We start from the raw sequence: 18,249 nt of genomic DNA, 5'->3' as shown, positions 1-18,249 counted from the left end.
GTGACATCTCTTGCCCCTTCTTCTACTAATACTTCATAGAGATTTCCTATTACCTCTGGACTGACATCATCTATGTTCGTCTCCAACAAGACAATTTCATCCTTTTCTAAATTCTTCATTTCTCCACTTATTACTCTCAATATGTTTGCTACACCTTCTATCTTGTGGTGTCCCATACCATATCCCGTTCTCATAACTTCCAATGGAGGTATTCTTTCAACTCCCTCTCCAAAGTAGACTAGTATTGCAGCCCCCGTGGGAGTCAATAACTCCCGTTCGACAGGTCCACCCCGTATCGACCAAGTTGCATTTTTAGCAAGAACCAGTACCGCTGGTGCTGGAATTGGATATTCTCCATGCTGCATTTTAACCGTACCCTCTCCGACCGATACTGGAGGGACTATTACAGACTTTACACCCAAATCTTCCATCAATACACAAGTACCCACGATATCTGCAATCGCATCATCTGCTCCAACTTCGTGCAGGTGTATTTCTTCTAACCTTTTCCCATGTACTTCTGCTTCAGCCTCTCCCAACAGCTGGAATATACCAACCGCATCAGAAGCCACCTTTTCTGAAATTGATAGAGATTCGACCACTTTTATTATATCTTTCAAATTCTTACTAGACCTTTCTCCCTCTATGACCTTCCCCCCTCGTGTAACCCGAACCTGTTTCGCTGCGATTCCTTGTTCTACTAATTCTTCTATATCATATTTCACGCCTAGCCCTTCTTCTATTGGACTCAATACTTCTGCATTTGCCCCAACTCCTAAAAGTGCCGCAATTATCATATCGCCACTGGCGCCCATTTTTCCATCGAACACTAGTGTAACCATATTTGTTCTTAAGAGTCCCTCAGGCGAAAAGCTCCTCGATCGAATATAGGAAGATCTCCTCTCCAGGATCCATTATATGCTCTATATCTCTATTTTCGCCACCATAGCCAAATTGTGATAATTCCCGCAATAATTGGAGCAAAGATAACCTGAAAGTTGCCAAACGAAGAAAGAGAAATTTGGAATAAAGTGGATGCAAAACTAATCATGATCCCAATGAAAATATATAGAATAATGAACAATAAAATATAACTTAGAAAATTTTTAAGTTCTTTTAATATATCCATAATTTTATTCTGCAATTTCATGCGCAGACCAGGATTCGAACCTGGGAACTCCTACGAGACAGAGCCCTCAACCCTGCGCCTTTGGCCTGGCTTAGCTACCTGCGCGCGCAAGGAGATAGCTCTCGACCCGTTAAAAGTGCTTTCGTTTTGCCCTATGGAGGGCCTATTTCTATATCTCTGCTATACTTAGCCTAATAAGGCGTATTCTGTTAATTTAGAAACAATTTTGTCAATCGCTTCTTCTGCATTTTCTGGTTTTTTCCCTCCGGTTATGACCACTTTCCCCGATCCAAATAGAAGAACAACAACCTTTGGTTCTTGTAGGCGGTAAACTAACCCTGGAAATTGCTCAGGTTCATATTCAATATTTTCCAATCCAAAACTAATGGCAATCGCATTTAGATTCAATGGGTGGCCTAGATCCCCACTGGTCACAATATTTTGGACTTTTATTTCGGGCGATCCTGGAACTTCTATCCCCAAAGCTCTCAGAGTGTCAAAAGTCAATTCCACCGCTGCATGCACATCATCAATACTCTGTGCACCTGTTGACACAATTTTCCCTGATCTGAAGATCAGACACGCAGCTTTTGGTTCTTGTAGGCGGTAAACTAACCCTGGAAATCGATCAGGGTCATATTCCGTCCCCGGTAGATCTGCCGCAAGTGCCTCTAAATTCAATTCTTGATCAATACCCGTTGAAGCGACCACATTTTCAATCTTCAGAGTCCCTTTCGGGTCTCCTTTTGGAAATCTTCCATTCCAATATGGTGGTTTGTCATCTTTTTTCACCATCGTACTCCTATGTTTCACCTGTTTACTTATAAACTGTACATAAACAATTTTCTTCAATTATCAATAATTTTAGTCCAGTTTTCGCGATTTTCACCCTCATATGTACAAATCTCTCTGAAAATTACCCTTGCCCACCGATAGGGTAAAACCATACTCAAGCGTTATATTAAGATGTATTTACATGTCTCGTGAACTTTCCTATTTATTTAGCAGTATAGTTGAACTCGATGATGAGTCTCATTTTATAAAATTACCCTCTCAAGAATCCCCCTCCTTTAATATCGATACGGATGCCACTTATCGAGTCCTATTTTTGCCAAAATCACCTGGGGAAACCAATGCCACCCCCTCCCACGTATCTGACGCCCCTGTTGCAATAGACGACACCCTCGAAGTGCTAATTGAGGATATAGGAAGTGAAGGCGATGGTATAGCGCGCATTGGGCCTGGGTATATCATATTTATTCCAAAAACAGATATAGGGCATAAAGTTAAAATAAAGATCAATTCGGTCACAAGTCGTTGCGCGTTCGGCGAAGTCGTCGAACATTTGATGTAGCCTTCCGCGATACATTTCAATTGATTTATTCCCCCCTCTGACTAGCTACCTCTTGTGAAGAAATTTGTCCATGACCATATTATTCTAGTTTCTGCCCTCCTGAGCATTGTATCTTTATCACTTGTATTCGGGGCTGCTGGTGGGTACCTCCCTGCCGAATACCTCCCTCGATCCGACTCCGTGCTCAAAGTCATACCTCATGTCAATGCATTCCTTAGTATCCTGGCAATTATAACTATCTTAAAAGGTGTATCCTATATCCGTAATAAAGATATAGAACGCCACAACAAAACAATGCTACTAGCATTTACCATATTTGCCACATTTTTGATTTTATATCTATACCGGGTAGCCATCGTTGGACCTGCAGAATTTGGAGGCCCCGAAAATATTTATCTATTTATTTATCTGCCTTTCTTAGCAATCCATATACTCCTTGCTGTCATTTGCGTACCTCTATTATTTTATGTTTTAACTATTGGATTAACATACGCTCCTGGAGAAATCCCCGGAACTTCTCATCGGAGAGTTGGAAAAGTTGCATACAAACTATGGCTCATCGCATTTATAATGGGATCCATGGTCTATCTAATGGCTTACCATGTCTATCCCCTTTAATCAGTTTATTAAAATTTATCTATTTTTCCGTACTACCTGTCACCGGCCATAGATTGCCATGAGTACGATCTCATTTTAGCCGATTTACCAAACCCACAGCTAGAACAAACACCCTTCTTAATATGATATGCCGCAACACCGCACCTTCTACATTTAACATGGATGGTTTTATTCTTTTTACCCTTGCTACTCGTTCCATCTGGCATGATATAGTCAAGACGATGCCTCCATCACGTATAAGCGTTTTTTCTCCAACTTTGGTTTCTGTAACCTTCTGAATTTTCTAGAATCTATCCGAAGCCTCTTCCAATTTCATCATCCTTAATCATTTCTTCCAATTTCCGTTCTAATTTTTTATTAACATCATGAAATTCTTTCGCTAACATGTCTAGTGATTCCGGACGACTACCCATTCCTCTGTAATCTAACGGACCATACGCGGGAGATCCTACGGCGACCATTACATCTTCAAATAAATCTAGTGAAGTCGTAGGCGCATCAACATGGGCACGTAAGGTTTCTTCTACGCGCTGGGTAACTTTTTTTACTTCTACCCCTTCTGAAATTGGTTTGTGTATCGCAAATCTTCCATCTACTTCTCTCGGAAAATGATCGCTAATCCCCTCATCAATTTTATGTACCAATTGCGCACCGACCCCTTGAACTTCAAATGGATTCTTCGCATATGTTTTGAGGTGATAGAGCCCTGCCCCGGGATGGCACAAATACAAATCTTCTCCTATCCCCCCTGAACGAATCCCCGAAATAGCACGCCATTTTTGTGGATCAGAATCTTTGGAAATAAGATCTTGTAATACATCCTGCCAATTCCGTACACGCATAAAAATAACAAAGAATTCACTGTGTATCAAACTATCGTTTGTATCTTTTACAAAAAATATATTTACTTATTAATTAACACGAAACCTTAGAAGTGCTGCAATTCCACCCAGGCCTTTCAGCTCCCCTCCTGGTCCATATTCTTTTGATAATATCGTAATTTCTCCCCCTTTTTTCTCTACCATTTCTATTATCTCATCTACATCCACTTTCCACAGATTTCTTCCTCCTCGTTCTTCTTGTAATTCCCCGTCAACAATTACTAAATTTTCTATAGCTCCATACTCTGAGGCAATCCGAACTTCTTCTGGTCCATAAGCAACCAAACCCGAAATTTTTATTCTCTTTTTTATTTCCTCCACAATTTGGGTTTCCTTCCCAATTCGGGTTTTAACAATAATATCTTTGGCAGTCCCTCCTGACAGAACCTCTTGAACTCCCCTCTCCCCAACAGAACTCGTTTCAGTCAATATGATTTTTTGAGCTAGTTCACCATCTCTCGACTTAATATAATCTAGAGCATTTTCTTTGGTAAATCCTGGCCCTGCAAGTACTATGACATCCACTTCTATGTGGGTCAATACTGCTAGAAGTTCTTCAAATATATCCGTTCTGTCCGCCCCCTCCCCCTTCCCCGTAGACCCTGATAAATTCGCCCGATCGCTAATCCCATATTGATTTATTGTCTGCACAAATGCAGCTCCCTCTTCAATTGTGGCAACTAAAATATCCGGAGAGTCTCGTGCAGCAACCGCTTCTTCAATTCTCTGAATCTGATCGGACTTCCATTTTTTCTGGATAGATATTGTATCGAATATTTCTACGTTTAATGTATGATGTGTTCCAATTTGTTCTTCATAAGGGCACTCTGTAAGCATCCCTGCTACTCTCAACCGATTAGAAAATTTATGGAATTCCGATGTCTCAATTTCAATGACCACTCTCATATATTCTCTCTGACCACTTGTCTCTCTAGAAATCTCTTCTTTTCTCCGAACTCTACGCGTCGTTTCTCCTATTACGGTATCTCCTGGCTCTAAGATAAACTGTAGATGCCAGAGATCATCCAAACTTTCTGGAACGATCACAATTTTTTCTGAATCACCTCCTATATCCTCTCGAGTTTGGATCCTCATATGGCGGCTACGATGGCCAGATGCATAAATTATCCACTCTCTTTCATGGAACTATCACTTGTCTTATCTCTGCTCCATTCTCTAGCTGGTACATCGCTTCGTTTATCTTGTCTAGAGGCAGCGAACTGGTGATCAACTCTTTAAGTGATAATTTTCCTTCAACAACAAGATCAGCCAACATTGGAATCGCGATGGGTAGATTGTATGATCCATTAAACGCCCCTATAATTCGTTTTTCATTCTTTACCATTTCCCTGAGGTTTATAGATACTTCATTAACTGGAGTAGATGGAGTCCCCACCAATACTGCCGTCCCCGATACTGCCAATGATTCAACAGCTTGTTCGAATACCCTTGGATGCCCAACCATATCAAAAGTATAATTTGCCCCCCCTCCTGTTATTTCTCTTATTCGATCCACTGGATCTTCTTCCATAGAATTAATTGTATTAGTCGCACCCATTTTCAAAGCAATATCAAACTTACTAGGAACTACATCTACTACAATTATTTCAGTCGCACCCCTTAAAACTGCACCTTGAACCCCACTAAGTCCTACTCCTCCTGCTCCAAATATCACGACAGAAGATCCTGGCTCTATATCTGCCGCATTTGCTACAGCCCCCACTCCTGTAAAAATACCACAACCTAGCAACGTTGCTTGTTCAAGTGGAATTTCCTTATTGACTTTTATCGCAACCTCTTGTGTCACATTGGTATACTCAGTAAACGACGAAACCCCATGATAATGATAATATGAATCCCCATTACTCCCCGTAAAACTAGTATCCCCCGTTCTCAGTGTTCCCTTTGATTGTCTTCTACTTAAACATAAATTAGATTTCCCCATTCTACACCGTATACATTTCCCGCATGCTATTCTCCCAAGAACCACATGGTCTCCCACTTCCAATGTTGTTACTTCATCACCAATTGCAGCAACAATTCCTGCACCTTCATGGCCCAACACTACCGGTTTCGGTTCTCCAGTTTCTCCCACAACACAAGAAATATCTGTATGGCATAAACTCGCAGCTTCAATTTTAACGAGGACTTCTTCTCCTGTTGGTTCCGAAACCTCCACCATCTCTATTTTTGCAGGCAAATCTCCTAAAAAATCATGATTTTTAGTAGACTCATGTAATACTGCCGCTTTTGATTCCATACGGTCTTGAGCCTTCGCTAAACAATATATCTTTTGAGAATTTTCCCCCCCTTTGGGCCTTCCCACTCGAAAATATTTTGCCCCCCCGTTGTCAGACACAAACGTAGAATGAATCAAAATAGAGAAACAAACGATCTCCTCATGTATTTTGATGGAGATTATCTCCCCGAGTCCCAGCCCATTTTCGGTGTATCCGATACTGCACAAATGTGGGGCTATAGCGTTAGTGACACAATCCGAACCTTTGGGAAAAAACTACATGGGACCTCTGATCACATATCTCGTCTCTTGAATTCATGTTCTGAGGCGAATATAGAATTTGATATCCCTTCTACCGATATCCAAACTATCTTGTCACATTTGGTGGAAAAAAACACCCCCTTGGTATCTCCTGAAGATGAATTCTTAATTATCATTTATATTATCGGAAATTGGAGTTTCAATCCATCTAAAGCTGGTGATTATCCCCCCTCCCGTTTGCTCATCCATTGCTCTACAATCAATTTCACAGAACACGCCAAGTTCTTTATCGAAGGTCAAAAAGTAAGAACTTCCATTATCAAACAAATCCCCTCTGAATCTATTTCTTCAACGATCAAACATAGATCTAGAATGCATTTCGTCATGGCAGATAAAGAAGTCAAATCTATCGAGCCAGATGCATCGCCTTTGTTGCTAGACTATGATGAAAATATTTCAGAAAGTATCTATGCAAATTTTTTTATAGTCAAAGACAACACCATCCAAACACCACCTCTACAAAATATCTTACCTGGAATCACCCGAAAAAAAATCATTAATTTGGCCAAACAGATGGGACTAAAAGTAGAGGAAAAAAATTTAACATTAGAAGAAGTCCACTCTGCAGAAGAAGCCTTTTTCACTTCCACCTCTAGAATAATTACCCCCATTTCTTCCATCGATGGAATTTCCATAGGGACTGTCATCCCTGGAAATATGACTCAAAAATTACTCATAGAATATGGTAAGAATGTCGGTGTGGATATTGTGGCCCAGTTCTTAGGAAAATAGATTAATCCCTCAAAATCATGGCATTGAAGAAAGCAAAACCACACCTGCTATTATTAACAAAGTCCCTACGACAAATCCCTTTGTTATTCTTTCAACCTTCTTCAATACACTTGCAGCAATTATTACTGTGAATAAAGGCCCAGTTCCTAGTATCGGATCTGCAACAGAAACCGGACCTCTAATCAATGCCTCGTAAAGAGTCAACATTGCCAGGAAAACGCATACTCCACTTAATCCAAAATTCCGATAACTTTCTCTATTTCCTGCGGCCAGTTCTCGACCCTTCCCTATCACCACTCCATATATTCCTACCACAACTAATGCCGCAAGATCATTAATAGCGAGGGCCTGAATAGCGGTAATTGCAGCATCTTCCATAAATCCAAATTTTCTTATCACATTCCCTGCAGCAAACGCCACCGCTGCAAAAAGAGGAAACACTATGTCACTTCTTTTCCAACCCGAAATGTTCCCACTCTTGGATCTTGTTATGAATACGACACCCATCACTATTGAAATCACACCAATCATCCCTGACACTGTCATATTTTCTCCAAGCCATACAACTGCTAATAACACCGCAAAAAGAGGACGAGAATTAGTAATGGTTGCACAAACACTAGCCCCCATTCGATCTATTCCTCTATAATAACTCAGTTGACCCATCGCTGCTGCAACCACCCCTGCACAAACAAAAAGCAATATTATGGGAATCGAAATACCTTCGAGCATATTTTTCCCATTTGAAATAACTATTAACACGCCCCACGCAAGCCCTGTCCTAACCACAAGAGTTTGAAATGTATTCTGAATCCAATTCCCCCCGCTCTCTAGACCACGTTTGGCAAATATTGGATCAATCCCCCTAAAAAAAGCACATAAAATCGCAAGAATATAAAATTCAATAGAGAGCAATACCATTCGATACCCTCCAGAGACAGTCTTTCAGTATAGACGTGCCGATGTAGTATTTTTTCACTCCACCATCGCGCTATTTCCTGCCGGTATCAGTTGGGAGATCTCATCTGGACCTGTGATTTTTCTAACAAACGTCCCATCGTGAAAACTTTCACAGAAATGACGATAAATCTTTTTAGCAATATCTTCCCGTGAAAATTGACCCGGCTCGATTTCAACTGATATAACTGACTTTGGAACTACGACAGAAGGTGGACCCCCTATCACCCTAGTTTCTGGGATGCATATGATCCCTACTGCAAAACCAATTTCCATGTTTCTAAAATAAGTTCGTTTCCCTCGAATAACAAAAGATCCCTTAGTCAAATATTCTCCACTTTCCGGAGTTTTGCTAATCTGATCTTTAGTGATCATATATACATCATCCGTTCGCTTACCTTCTTTCCACACAGATGAACATGATAAAGCAAATCTCGCAGCTTCAAGAAGATCCTTTTCTGGTATTTCTATTTCTTTTGGAGATTCCCCTGGCTCCGAAGCCTTCAAAATAGTAATAGGGGCACCCGGATTTTGTGTGTGGAATATTTTATCCCCTTTAGATATGTACTTTTTTACTAGCTCCTCATTTTGATCTGCATTCCTCCCACTTATGATCAAAAAACCACCTGAACTCCTAAACCAGCGAAACCGATCAAACCAATATTTAGACTTTTTTATTGGTATGGATGCCCGAGATAGCCAATTATCTTGCATTTTCATTTCTTCGCCATTAATTCCATTCGACCCACTCTTAATTTTATTATTTTTTGCTTTCTCGAGTTCCTGGTTAATCTCCGAAATAGCATTTCTTGCCCCTGCATATTTCCCCTCAACTTTTTTCGCTAGATTGTAGTTCAAATTGGCGTTCTGTTCAATACTTTTCCATGGGTCAAGAACAATTTGAATTCCTTCAATTTGAACTTCGATTATTTTTTCTACCTGATTTATCTTCATCAATTTCACAATTTCAGATTTCTTTGATTCTTCCAGTCTCTCATCAATCTGCTCAAATTGCTCTCCCCTCTCCAAACACAAACGGATTTCTTCAATTACTTCTTCCACAATACTATAATTTGAATATAGACGTTCTACACCTTCTCTAATCAATCGAGCATCTTGTGAAAATTGCTTTAGAGCATTTTTTTGGGATGCTAAAATCCGTTCATATTTATTTAACATTTCTTCTTCGATCTCTTGACTTCCATCTGAAATCTCCAATTTCCCATTTGAAAAATAATTTCCCACTGCAGAATTAAATGTGTCAAATTCATCGAAATCTAAATGTTCATACAATGCTAGCGAAAATGGAGTAACATCTATTTCTGATCCATCTTCATAATATATTCTTGGCTGCATTTTTCCCTTTCTTATTTTTTCATCCAATTTAATTATTTCTTCGTAGATTCTCTCATACTCTGGCTGAGTCATCGATGAAATCACACATTGTTTATCGACCGACGAACGAAGACAAAGCTCTTCTGCATATGTGCCCCCAAAATTTATCTGAGTTGCGAGGCTTCTAACGACATCCGACCCAGAATCATTCATTAATCCCACAAATGAGTCATAATCTAGTGAGAATGGATCAGTTCTATAAGGGGGGAATTCAAAATCCCTCCCCGAAGCAACTGTTCGGGAATGAAGCCTCACCGTTCTTAGACACGCGTGCACTTTACCGTCCGCACCCACAATTGATAAATTCCCATCTCCAAATAATTCTGCAACAATTAGTGTCTCACTTTCCCCCCCTTTAAAAATAATTTTTAAGACTCGATCAAACCCATGCTGCTCAATACTCTTCAAACGCTTTCCCCGCAATTTACTCCTCAATTTCATAGCAAAATCTGCAACTTTATCAGGTGCATTCGGAACGTTTTCCACTTCGGCAAAATGGATGTTTTTCATATCTCCAATACCTACTAATAGCTCATCTCTCCCCACCCCTGGCCTTCGCATTCTAAACCGTACTAATTCTTTTCCATAGCAGTACGATTTATCGAAAATAGATCCTTTATATGCTTCAAATTCCTGTACAAGAGATCGAATATCAACACCCGATATCTCCTGTTTTGGATCCATAACCTCTTTCGGAGATTAACAAAGAAATCCCTATCGTTGTACTCAAAGTTCCATGTAACTTCTAATATTTTTTTAACATAACCATTTAGAGACGTATGGTCCATCTTGATAATACCCCAATTTTTGTTTGTAGTATTCCCTCGCCCCAATACCTGCCAGAACTGCAATTTTTTTATAACCTGCATCCGCTGTCATCTCTTCAGCCCTTTCCATCAGTGCTCTCCCATGTCCTTTATGTTGGAATCCATCTTGCCATTCTCCCGGGCCTATTTCTTCCCCTCGTTCTATAAGTCCCATCTCATTTCCGTACACCTTGAGCTCCCGTAAAATGCTTGCATCTTTTAATTCCACTCGTGCAGGCGTTTCTGAAAACCTCAAACGGCAAAAACCAACTAGAATATCTTGGTCAAAATCTTCTATACTAATAAAATTCTCAATCCCTCCTGCAGCTTCATATTCTAATACTTCCATCTCAAGATTTTGAGGCACCTTTGAATTCAATCCGGCTTCCCTACATCGGATACACTTACAAGATTTCCCCATCGTTTTCAGATGTTCTATCGCCAATTGACGAAGGTTAGATTTCCATACCCCTGCTTCAATAAAATTAGCTGGAATATCTCGTTGAACTCTTTGTAGTCTAACATATCTAGGAATCATTGATTTTACTTCTGCAACTAGCTTTGCAGCTTGTTCATTGTCCAATGGATCATATTCTTTTCTTTTCCACATGTCATATGTTCGCGTACCTTTGACCACCAAAGTAGGATATATCTTCAAATAATCTGGTTTCCATATGGGATCTGCAAACAACCGACGAAAATCTTCTATACCCATGTCATAAGACATCCCCGGTTGTCCTGGCATCATATGAAATCCAACTTTAAAACCAGAATCTCTTAATCTCTGATTTGATTCTACACTTTCAATAGTACCATGCCCCCTGTGCATCGCATGATTAATATGCTCGAAGGTGGTTTGAACTCCCAATTCAACTTTAGTTCCTCCTAGACGGAGCATACGATCAATTTGTTCGTGATTGCACCAATCTGGTTTGGTCTCAAATGTCATCGCAATGCATCTAATATCTGCAGTTTCGTTCACTGAAATCACGTCTTCAAGATACTTGAATTGCGGATTTTCCTGCACAAATATTCTACCCTCTCCCAATGATGGTGCTATTGATAAATCGTAATCATTCATGGCTTCGAGCGCCCGACGAACAAACCATTCTTGATAATCTGCTGATCTAGCTGTCATGGTACCTCCCATAAGAATTAATTCCGCCTTGTCCACTGGATGTCCAATTTCTCTAAATTGTTCTAGTCGAAGAGTCACTTGGCCATATGGATCATAGTCAGTTTGTTTCCCCCGAGCGGCTGCAGGTTCATATCCTGTATAGCTTTGTGGAGACGAAAATTCCGATGCGGGTCCTCCTGGACAGAATAAACATTTTCCATGTGGGCACATATGCGGGGATGTCATAATCGCAATTGGGGTTACTCCCGATGCAGTTCGAACGGGTTTCCGGCGCAAAACCTGTTCCAGCTTCCCCCGTATTTCTGAAGGTGCATAATCTAAAATTTCAGTATTTTTTGGAACTTTTGGAGATGAATATATTGCACAGACCTCCATTTTTACCTCTTCGACCTGTTCCACACTAAGCTGGCCACCTAAAATACGCTCTATTATTTCTTCACAAGTTTTAGAAAATGCATCTGCTTCAGTGACCTGCGTACTCATGTAATAGCTATTAAGTAGTCGTGCAACAATTTAGCCTTCACTACTATAGTTGCTTAACAATTGATTCTACCACTGCATCTAGAATTTCTTCTCTATCCCCTGAAACAAATGAAATTTTTCCACTTGATATGCCTCCTATATCTATACTACCATTTTTTGCTGCTATCGATTTAATATCGTCTCCTAGCTCCTCTATATCGATAATTCCTCCCGCTTCCACATATATGCTGGTAGTATCACTTCCTACCACTGCCGAAACTTGTTCTTTTTCAATCAAACCTAGCAGGAGAAATTTAGTAGCCGGAAACTGATATCTATGTGTAAACTTATCTAAATCTATGGTTGCTATTTCTTTCCCATTTACTACCAACCGATCCAAATGCGGTGACGCGGTCAGAATTCCTTTTTCCATACTCTCGACAAAATAACTATTACATTGTTCTATCAATTCTGTATTTTCTCCAAAGAGCATGTCCGAAATCATTTCCCTCTTGCTACTGTTCCTCTGGTAAAATGCTTCCACCGCAATTGCCCTGTGAATTTTCCCGATCATATCTAATTCATAACCTGCCTCCTTGGCTAGTTCCATATATGTGTCTGGGGCATTTTTCCAATAACTTATCGCCGGAAGGTGAATAAGTTCATTTCTTCTCCCTGGATCCACTGCAACGGCAACTTCTACACTCAATGCACTCAAAGTCTTCTCTCCCCCTTGCTCTATAGACTTGATCACTATTTCTGCATAATTTTCTTCCTCCCCTTCTCCTATTCCGCCCCCTCCTATGATAATTCTATTAGCTCCATAGATGCCTATTAGTTTCATCCCTTCATATCTCTCCGAATCCTCACTATCTGATATGAATATATACAAAGGGACTGGATCACTATATCGTAACTGGGATTCTAGCATTCTAGAAGTATCTAAAATGGCAGCATTCATCTCTTGGCCATTAGACTGATATGGTCGTCTATCGACATGACGATGAATCGCTTGTATCTGCCCATATTCTTCCTCCACTTGTCTTATGATCGAATGTTCAATAGCTGCCCCTGCAATGTGCCCATCAACCGTTGCAGGATGTCTGATTATTATCGGAATCGATTCTAAAATTGCCATTCGAATCTCTGTAGCTGCCCTTTCTGCATTTGCATAATCTACCAATCCTTCTTCTATTGATTCAAATTTATCTGGTCGGGCCTTTTCATAAACCACTAGTGATATTTTCTCCAGAATAGCATCAGCATTTTCTCCACTGAGAGTTCTAATCACATCGGATTCTACTTGAATACTCCCCCTTCTTAGCTCCACTTTTCCTTCTATCTGTACAACTTCACCCACTTTTATATCTGGATAAACCCTCTTTCCTGGAGATTCAAAAGCCGAACAAATAATCTTTCCAGATTCATCTTGTATTTCAAAAAGTGTCGGCCCTGTCGTTTGACGAATATCTGAAACTTTCCCTTCCATTTTTATATTGTTCCCTATTTCTTTTTCTAGCATTCCAATAGGTACTCCCGATCCACTTTTTCTCTCCTTTTTAACTTCCCAACTCGCCGTTTCATCTTGTCCCCTTTCATTTTTCGAATCTGTGCCATCCCCGCCATCAGCCAACGCCCCTCTGAATTCATTTTCATCTTGGCGAATTGACCACCCCAAATCAATCTTCCCTTCATCTTGAATCCCTTTCACTTTGACATAAACCACATCTCCAATTTCCCATCCTAAACTTTCCAGTCTCTGTCTCAACTCATTCCTATGCAACAAACCCGTTACTTTTCCATTCAGTTTTACAAACACACCAAAATCCGCAATTCCGTCAACTATCCCTTGATAATAACGCCCGAGAGTAAGTTGCTCCGAACTATTTCCTCCGAATTTAAAAAAGACATCCTCAGCGTGAGTTGAACATATGTTCCCTTCTGTAGGAATGCCACAAATAATACAAGTATCCATCTTTATGTTCTGTTATACGTTTATGGGGGATAAAACGGTTTTTAGAACTTCACCAATCATTGTACCCTTGATTTTACAATAACGATTTTATTTTTTGCCCAATTTTGTCCCCCTCTTCTCCCGAAATCGCAATTTCAACTCGGTTTTTTTCTTCATCTTCAAAACATAATTTAATTTGGTCCTTGCCAAATCTTCTTATCTCTATATCTTCTACATCAAAAAATTTCACTGACGCCGATTTTTGCGGCCCGCCTACATTTTTAATTACACTATTTTTGATTTCTATTGAGAAATCTTCGATATTTATTACTATCATGCACTAAAGTGACCTTTGATGACAATCGCTAATTAACTTATCTGGACTATGCCACTAGACTATTTAGTGCCAATATGCCCCCAAAAAGATACCCGAAAACAATAATAGCTGGTATTATTGAAATCAAAAATGCTCTTTCCAAAGAAACACCATGCACTTCCTTCAATCCAATTATTAACAATATTGAGCCATACACCGCACACAAAAAACTTAGTGATGGTATTGCAAATCCCGCAAAGATACAAGGAGCAATGGAATATCCTATTACTTGAACAGTTGTCCCAATTCCCTTTCTATTTTTTGCCCCAATGCGTAATAGCAACGTTTGAATCGCAGCTACAATGTGAAGTAAAACCGGGGTGACTATTAAAACTGCAATGCCCAAAGAGATCAAAAAATATTCCGAATCCACTAAAATAAGTCTAGACCCTTCTTCTATCATTACCACTACCATTGCGAATATCAGCCCATCTGATTGCTTGCCACCCTTAATTTTTTTCTCAAAAAACCACTTAGGGTGGATCATAATCGCAATCCAGTTTCTAACCCATTCTTGTGGCAATTCAAATAAAGTCAATGTTCATCTTATAGCTCTCCCACAACTTAGTTTAAAAAAATTTCTATTGGAACGCCATCCCCAACTCATTGTCCTCTTCATTAACCACATCTAGGCGTTTCCCCAATCGAGTTTCCATATCTTGATAGTATTCTATCACGTTTCCATCCACGCTGGGGGCGATTTTCTCAAGTGCCCTGTCAAAATATTCTTGAGTTATTCTAATATTCCCCACCGATTCTGGAATATCTTCTATCTTTACAGAATTTATGTATTCTCGACTTGCCTCTGCAGCCGCTTCTCGGCATATTGCAGCAATATCTGCACCATTATACCCTTCCGTTTTGGATGCCAAACCATCCAAATCAATATCATCTACCACTGGTTTCTCCCTGGTGTGGATATCAAAAATACTCCTCCGAGAAACTTCATCTGGCATTGGAATGTGAACTTGGAAATCAAATCTCCCTGGTCTCAATAATGCGGAATCAATTAAATCCGGCCTATTTGTTGTTGCTATCACCACAACATTTTCTAGTTCTTCCAATCCATTCATTTCTGTTAACAACTGACTCACTACCCGTTCCGAAACACCAGAATCTCCTGCATTTCTACCCCTCTGTGTTGCTATTGAATCAATTTCATCAAAGAAAATTACTACTGGAGCATTTTGACGTGCTTTGGCAAAAATTTCTCTGACCCCTTTTTCTGACTCTCCCACATATTTATTGAGCAACTCTGGACCCTTAAGAGAAATAAAATTCGCCTCCGATTCATTAGCCACCGCTTTTGCCAATAGTGTTTTCCCGGTACCCGGGGGCCCATATAATAAAATACCCGCTGCAGATTCCAACCCCAATGTATCAAATACCTCTGGATATTTTAGCGGCCATTGCACCGCTTCCCTCAGACGTTGTTTAGTCGTTTCCAATCCCCCTATGTCTTCCCACAAGGTATCTGGAACTTCTACAAAGACTTCTCGCAACGCTGATGGTTCAATTCCTGTTAATGCATTTTTTAAATCTTCATTTTTTATTTTAAGACTTTCCAAAACATCTGAAGGTATTTCCTCCTTCTCCAAATCCAATTCCGGACTCACACGCCTAAGTGCATTCATAGCAGATTCTCTAGCAAGGGATTCCAAATCCGATCCAACAAATCCATGCGTTTTATCTGCATATTGCTCTAAGTCAATATCTTCTTCCAATGGCATATCTCTAGTATGAACTTGTAATATCTCCAATCTCCCCTCTCTGCTAGGGACTCCAATTTCAATCTCTCGATCAAACCTCCCCCCTCGACGTAGAGCCGGATCAATCGCATTAACACGATTAGTCGCCGCTATCACCACAACTTGCCCCCTCCCCTCTAACCCGTCCATGAGAGTAAGCAATTGCGCAACCACTCGGCGTTCCACATCTCCACTAGCCTCTGCTCTGCGCGGGGCAATTGAATCTATCTCATCCAAGAAAACTATGGATGGACTATTTTTTTCAGCTTCTTCGAACACTTGTCTTAATTGTCCTTCACTCTCTCCATAGTATTTTGACATTATTTCTGGCCCAGAAATAGACATGAAGTGAGCATCAATTTCGTTAGCAACTGCCTGTGCAATTAATGTTTTCCCCGTCCCTGGGGGGCCATGTAATAACACTCCCTTTGGCGGTTCAATTCCTAGTTGCTGAAACAGCTCTGGGTGTCTCATTGGGAGTTCTATCATCTCTCTAATTTGCCCTAGTTGATCTGCCAATCCCCCTATATCTTCGTATGTTATGTCTGAAAGTGGTTCAATAATTTCTCGCTTTGCACCACCTGGAGTCCCGCCTATCCGCATTGCTTCATTGGAAAATTTCACGATAGTCCTATCTGTAATCTGAACTGGTCCTTCAGGCACTGTCTCCGTAATAATAACTGGCCATCTCATCCCTGTACGGAAAATAGTAACATTAACAGGTACTGTTTGACCCTCACTGACACCCCTTCCTCTCAGTCGCTCTCCTATCAACCCCTCGATAAGTTCCGAATCTCCTCTCACATCTATGCCAGAACGTCTTGAAATTGCTATGCCAATACTTTCTGCCTCTTTGACTTCGATTTTTTCAATATCTACCTTTTCATCAATTCCCACATTGGCATTATGGCGTGTGAAACCATCCATTCGAATAACTTTCTGTCCTAAATCATTCGCATATCCTGGAAATACTTTTCCTACCACTGGATTCTTCGGAGGATCTCTGCCCTTTATAGCAACATAGTCTCCTTCTTGTATGCCCAATTCTGAAAAATCTCCTCGATCAATAAACACTAGACCTTTACCTGCATCTTTTTGGGGTACCTGTTTTACAATAAGTTCCATTTTTATCCTTCATGTTATGATCCATTTATCTAATATATAAATATTACGATTAAAAAACGCATTACTGCGTATAGTTTATAAAATAAAGCTTGTTTTGTGGTCCCACCTCTTCATGAGTTTCCTATTCGCGCTTTCAGTCCATATCTTCTGGTGGAAATTTTCTTGAAATAACTTCCTCTCGATATTTTTTAATTGCGTTTGACATTTCCGTTCTCACATCACCGAATTTCCTAGCAAATGGGGGTAACGAATTTGAAAGACCAATGACATCATCCACTACTAGAACTTGTCCACGCGTGTGTGATCCTGCCCCAATACCTATCGTTGGAATCTCTAATTGCTCTGTGATATTCTTAGCAATATCTGCTGGCATATGTTCTAATACAATCGCAAAAGCTCCTGCATTTTCATGTTCCTTTGCCAGTTCCATTATCTCCAGGGCACTACTTTCATCTGCCCCTTGTTGGTAATACCCTCCTATTTGCCTAATCCTTTGAGGTACTAATCCAACATGTGCCATGACTGGTATTCCTAGATCTACCAATCTTCTTGTGATGGAAATAGTGTGTGGTCCGCTTTCTATTTTCACGGCATCTGCACCTCCTATTTTCAACATTCTCCCTGCATTCATAATTGACACTGATTCATCCACCCCCACTGAGAGAAATGGCAAATCTGTTACCACTAGGGCTTCCTTCACACCCCGGACAACTGCCGCTGTGTGGCTAATCATTTCTTCTATTGTAACTGGCAATGTTGTCTCATACCCCAGTACTGTATTCCCTACACTGTCACCCACAAGAACGATATCTATCCCTGCAGCATCTGCTATCTCTGCTATCGATTTATCATATGCAGTTAACATAGTAATCGGAGGCCCATCTCTTTCACGTGCCATGATCTCCGGAACTGTTGGCATAGTTTCACATGAGGCAGCCACCACGTTAAACATGTTCGTATTTCAAAACCCGTACCTCTTCAATCCCCGTTATTTAAATCATTTAGCGATACACT

General features: G+C 40.4%; 17 protein-coding genes and 1 tRNA gene. 3 read left to right on the top strand and 15 right to left on the bottom strand.

What is annotated here, in order from left to right; all coding sequences use genetic code 11:
• From larC to ACM9H2_RS03150, 3 genes are all read right to left on the bottom strand, one after another.
• Positions 1-842: nickel pincer cofactor biosynthesis protein LarC (larC, locus tag ACM9H2_RS03160; protein ID WP_415488106.1), on the bottom strand; the 842-nt coding region annotated here is incomplete at its 3' end.
• A 307-nt stretch (positions 843-1,149) separates the two neighbouring features.
• A tRNA-Leu gene (locus ACM9H2_RS03155) sits at positions 1,150-1,234 on the bottom strand.
• Positions 1,235-1,315: 81 nt separating this feature from the next.
• The gene (locus ACM9H2_RS03150; protein WP_415488104.1) at positions 1,316-1,924 is read right to left on the bottom strand and encodes a TATA-box-binding protein; all 609 of its coding nucleotides are present in this window, start codon (positions 1,922-1,924) and stop codon (positions 1,316-1,318) included.
• A gap of 181 nt (positions 1,925-2,105) precedes the next feature.
• Between ACM9H2_RS03150 and ACM9H2_RS03145 the strand changes: the two genes are divergently transcribed.
• Positions 2,106-2,483, top strand: coding sequence for a TRAM domain-containing protein (locus ACM9H2_RS03145; protein ID WP_415488102.1), 378 nt, complete (start codon positions 2,106-2,108; stop codon positions 2,481-2,483).
• 54 nt (positions 2,484-2,537) lie between these two features.
• On the top strand, positions 2,538-3,101 hold the full coding sequence (locus ACM9H2_RS03140; protein ID WP_415488100.1) for a DUF420 domain-containing protein: 564 nt from the start codon (positions 2,538-2,540) through the stop codon (positions 3,099-3,101).
• Positions 3,102-3,133: 32 nt separating this feature from the next.
• Here ACM9H2_RS03140 and ACM9H2_RS03135 read toward each other — a convergent pair whose 3' ends face one another.
• The 4 genes from ACM9H2_RS03135 to ACM9H2_RS03120 all read right to left on the bottom strand — a co-directional run bounded on the left by ACM9H2_RS03135 (position 3,134) and on the right by ACM9H2_RS03120 (position 6,242).
• A complete protein-coding gene (locus tag ACM9H2_RS03135; protein WP_415488098.1) occupies positions 3,134-3,307 on the bottom strand; it encodes a 50S ribosomal protein L37e in 174 nt (57 codons plus the stop codon).
• Between the two features lie 84 nt (positions 3,308-3,391).
• Positions 3,392-3,943, bottom strand: a complete 552-nt coding sequence (locus ACM9H2_RS03130) for a hypothetical protein (protein ID WP_415488096.1) — start codon at positions 3,941-3,943, stop codon at positions 3,392-3,394.
• Between the two features lie 69 nt (positions 3,944-4,012).
• On the bottom strand, positions 4,013-5,077 hold the full coding sequence (locus ACM9H2_RS03125) for an mRNA surveillance protein pelota (RefSeq protein ID WP_415488094.1): 1,065 nt from the start codon (positions 5,075-5,077) through the stop codon (positions 4,013-4,015).
• 43 nt (positions 5,078-5,120) lie between these two features.
• The gene (locus tag ACM9H2_RS03120; protein ID WP_415488092.1) at positions 5,121-6,242 is read right to left on the bottom strand and encodes a zinc-binding dehydrogenase; all 1,122 of its coding nucleotides are present in this window, start codon (positions 6,240-6,242) and stop codon (positions 5,121-5,123) included.
• A 108-nt stretch (positions 6,243-6,350) separates the two neighbouring features.
• Between ACM9H2_RS03120 and ACM9H2_RS03115 the strand changes: the two genes are divergently transcribed.
• Positions 6,351-7,274 carry an aminotransferase class IV gene (locus tag ACM9H2_RS03115; protein WP_415488090.1) on the top strand — a complete coding sequence of 308 codons (924 nt, stop codon included), beginning with the start codon at positions 6,351-6,353 and terminating at the stop codon, positions 7,272-7,274.
• A 15-nt stretch (positions 7,275-7,289) separates the two neighbouring features.
• On the opposite strand, the gene ACM9H2_RS03110 is transcribed toward ACM9H2_RS03115, so the two are convergent.
• From ACM9H2_RS03110 to panB, 8 genes are all read right to left on the bottom strand, one after another.
• Positions 7,290-8,195: a DMT family transporter gene (locus ACM9H2_RS03110; protein WP_415488088.1), complete on the bottom strand. Its 906-nt coding sequence runs from the start codon at positions 8,193-8,195 to the stop codon at positions 7,290-7,292.
• Between the two features lie 54 nt (positions 8,196-8,249).
• Complete coding sequence (gene rqcH / locus ACM9H2_RS03105) at positions 8,250-10,310, bottom strand: ribosome rescue protein RqcH (RefSeq protein ID WP_415488086.1); 2,061 nt, start codon at positions 10,308-10,310, stop codon at positions 8,250-8,252.
• A 72-nt stretch (positions 10,311-10,382) separates the two neighbouring features.
• Complete coding sequence (locus ACM9H2_RS03100) at positions 10,383-12,053, bottom strand: tRNA uridine(34) 5-carboxymethylaminomethyl modification radical SAM/GNAT enzyme Elp3 (RefSeq protein WP_415488084.1); 1,671 nt, start codon at positions 12,051-12,053, stop codon at positions 10,383-10,385.
• A 43-nt stretch (positions 12,054-12,096) separates the two neighbouring features.
• Positions 12,097-14,007, bottom strand: coding sequence for an OB-fold nucleic acid binding domain-containing protein (locus ACM9H2_RS03095; RefSeq protein ID WP_415488082.1), 1,911 nt, complete (start codon positions 14,005-14,007; stop codon positions 12,097-12,099).
• A 73-nt stretch (positions 14,008-14,080) separates the two neighbouring features.
• Positions 14,081-14,323 (bottom strand): hypothetical protein, encoded by a 243-nt coding sequence (locus tag ACM9H2_RS03090; RefSeq protein ID WP_415488080.1) that lies wholly within the window; start codon positions 14,321-14,323, stop codon positions 14,081-14,083.
• 46 nt (positions 14,324-14,369) lie between these two features.
• On the bottom strand, positions 14,370-14,900 hold the full coding sequence (locus ACM9H2_RS03085; RefSeq protein WP_415488078.1) for a YIP1 family protein: 531 nt from the start codon (positions 14,898-14,900) through the stop codon (positions 14,370-14,372).
• A 43-nt stretch (positions 14,901-14,943) separates the two neighbouring features.
• Positions 14,944-17,235, bottom strand: a complete 2,292-nt coding sequence (locus ACM9H2_RS03080) for a CDC48 family AAA ATPase (protein ID WP_415488076.1) — start codon at positions 17,233-17,235, stop codon at positions 14,944-14,946.
• 133 nt (positions 17,236-17,368) lie between these two features.
• Positions 17,369-18,154 (bottom strand): 3-methyl-2-oxobutanoate hydroxymethyltransferase, encoded by a 786-nt coding sequence (gene panB, locus ACM9H2_RS03075; protein ID WP_415488074.1) that lies wholly within the window; start codon positions 18,152-18,154, stop codon positions 17,369-17,371.
• Positions 18,155-18,249 lie beyond the last annotated feature (95 nt).

Source organism: Candidatus Hikarchaeum yamanae (assembly GCF_009889665.1).
GTDB lineage: Archaea > Halobacteriota > Halobacteria > Halobacteriales > Hikarchaeaceae > Hikarchaeum > Hikarchaeum yamanae.
The sequence above is the reverse complement of the archived record's forward strand: the minus strand, read 5'-3'. Positions and strand labels throughout refer to the sequence as shown.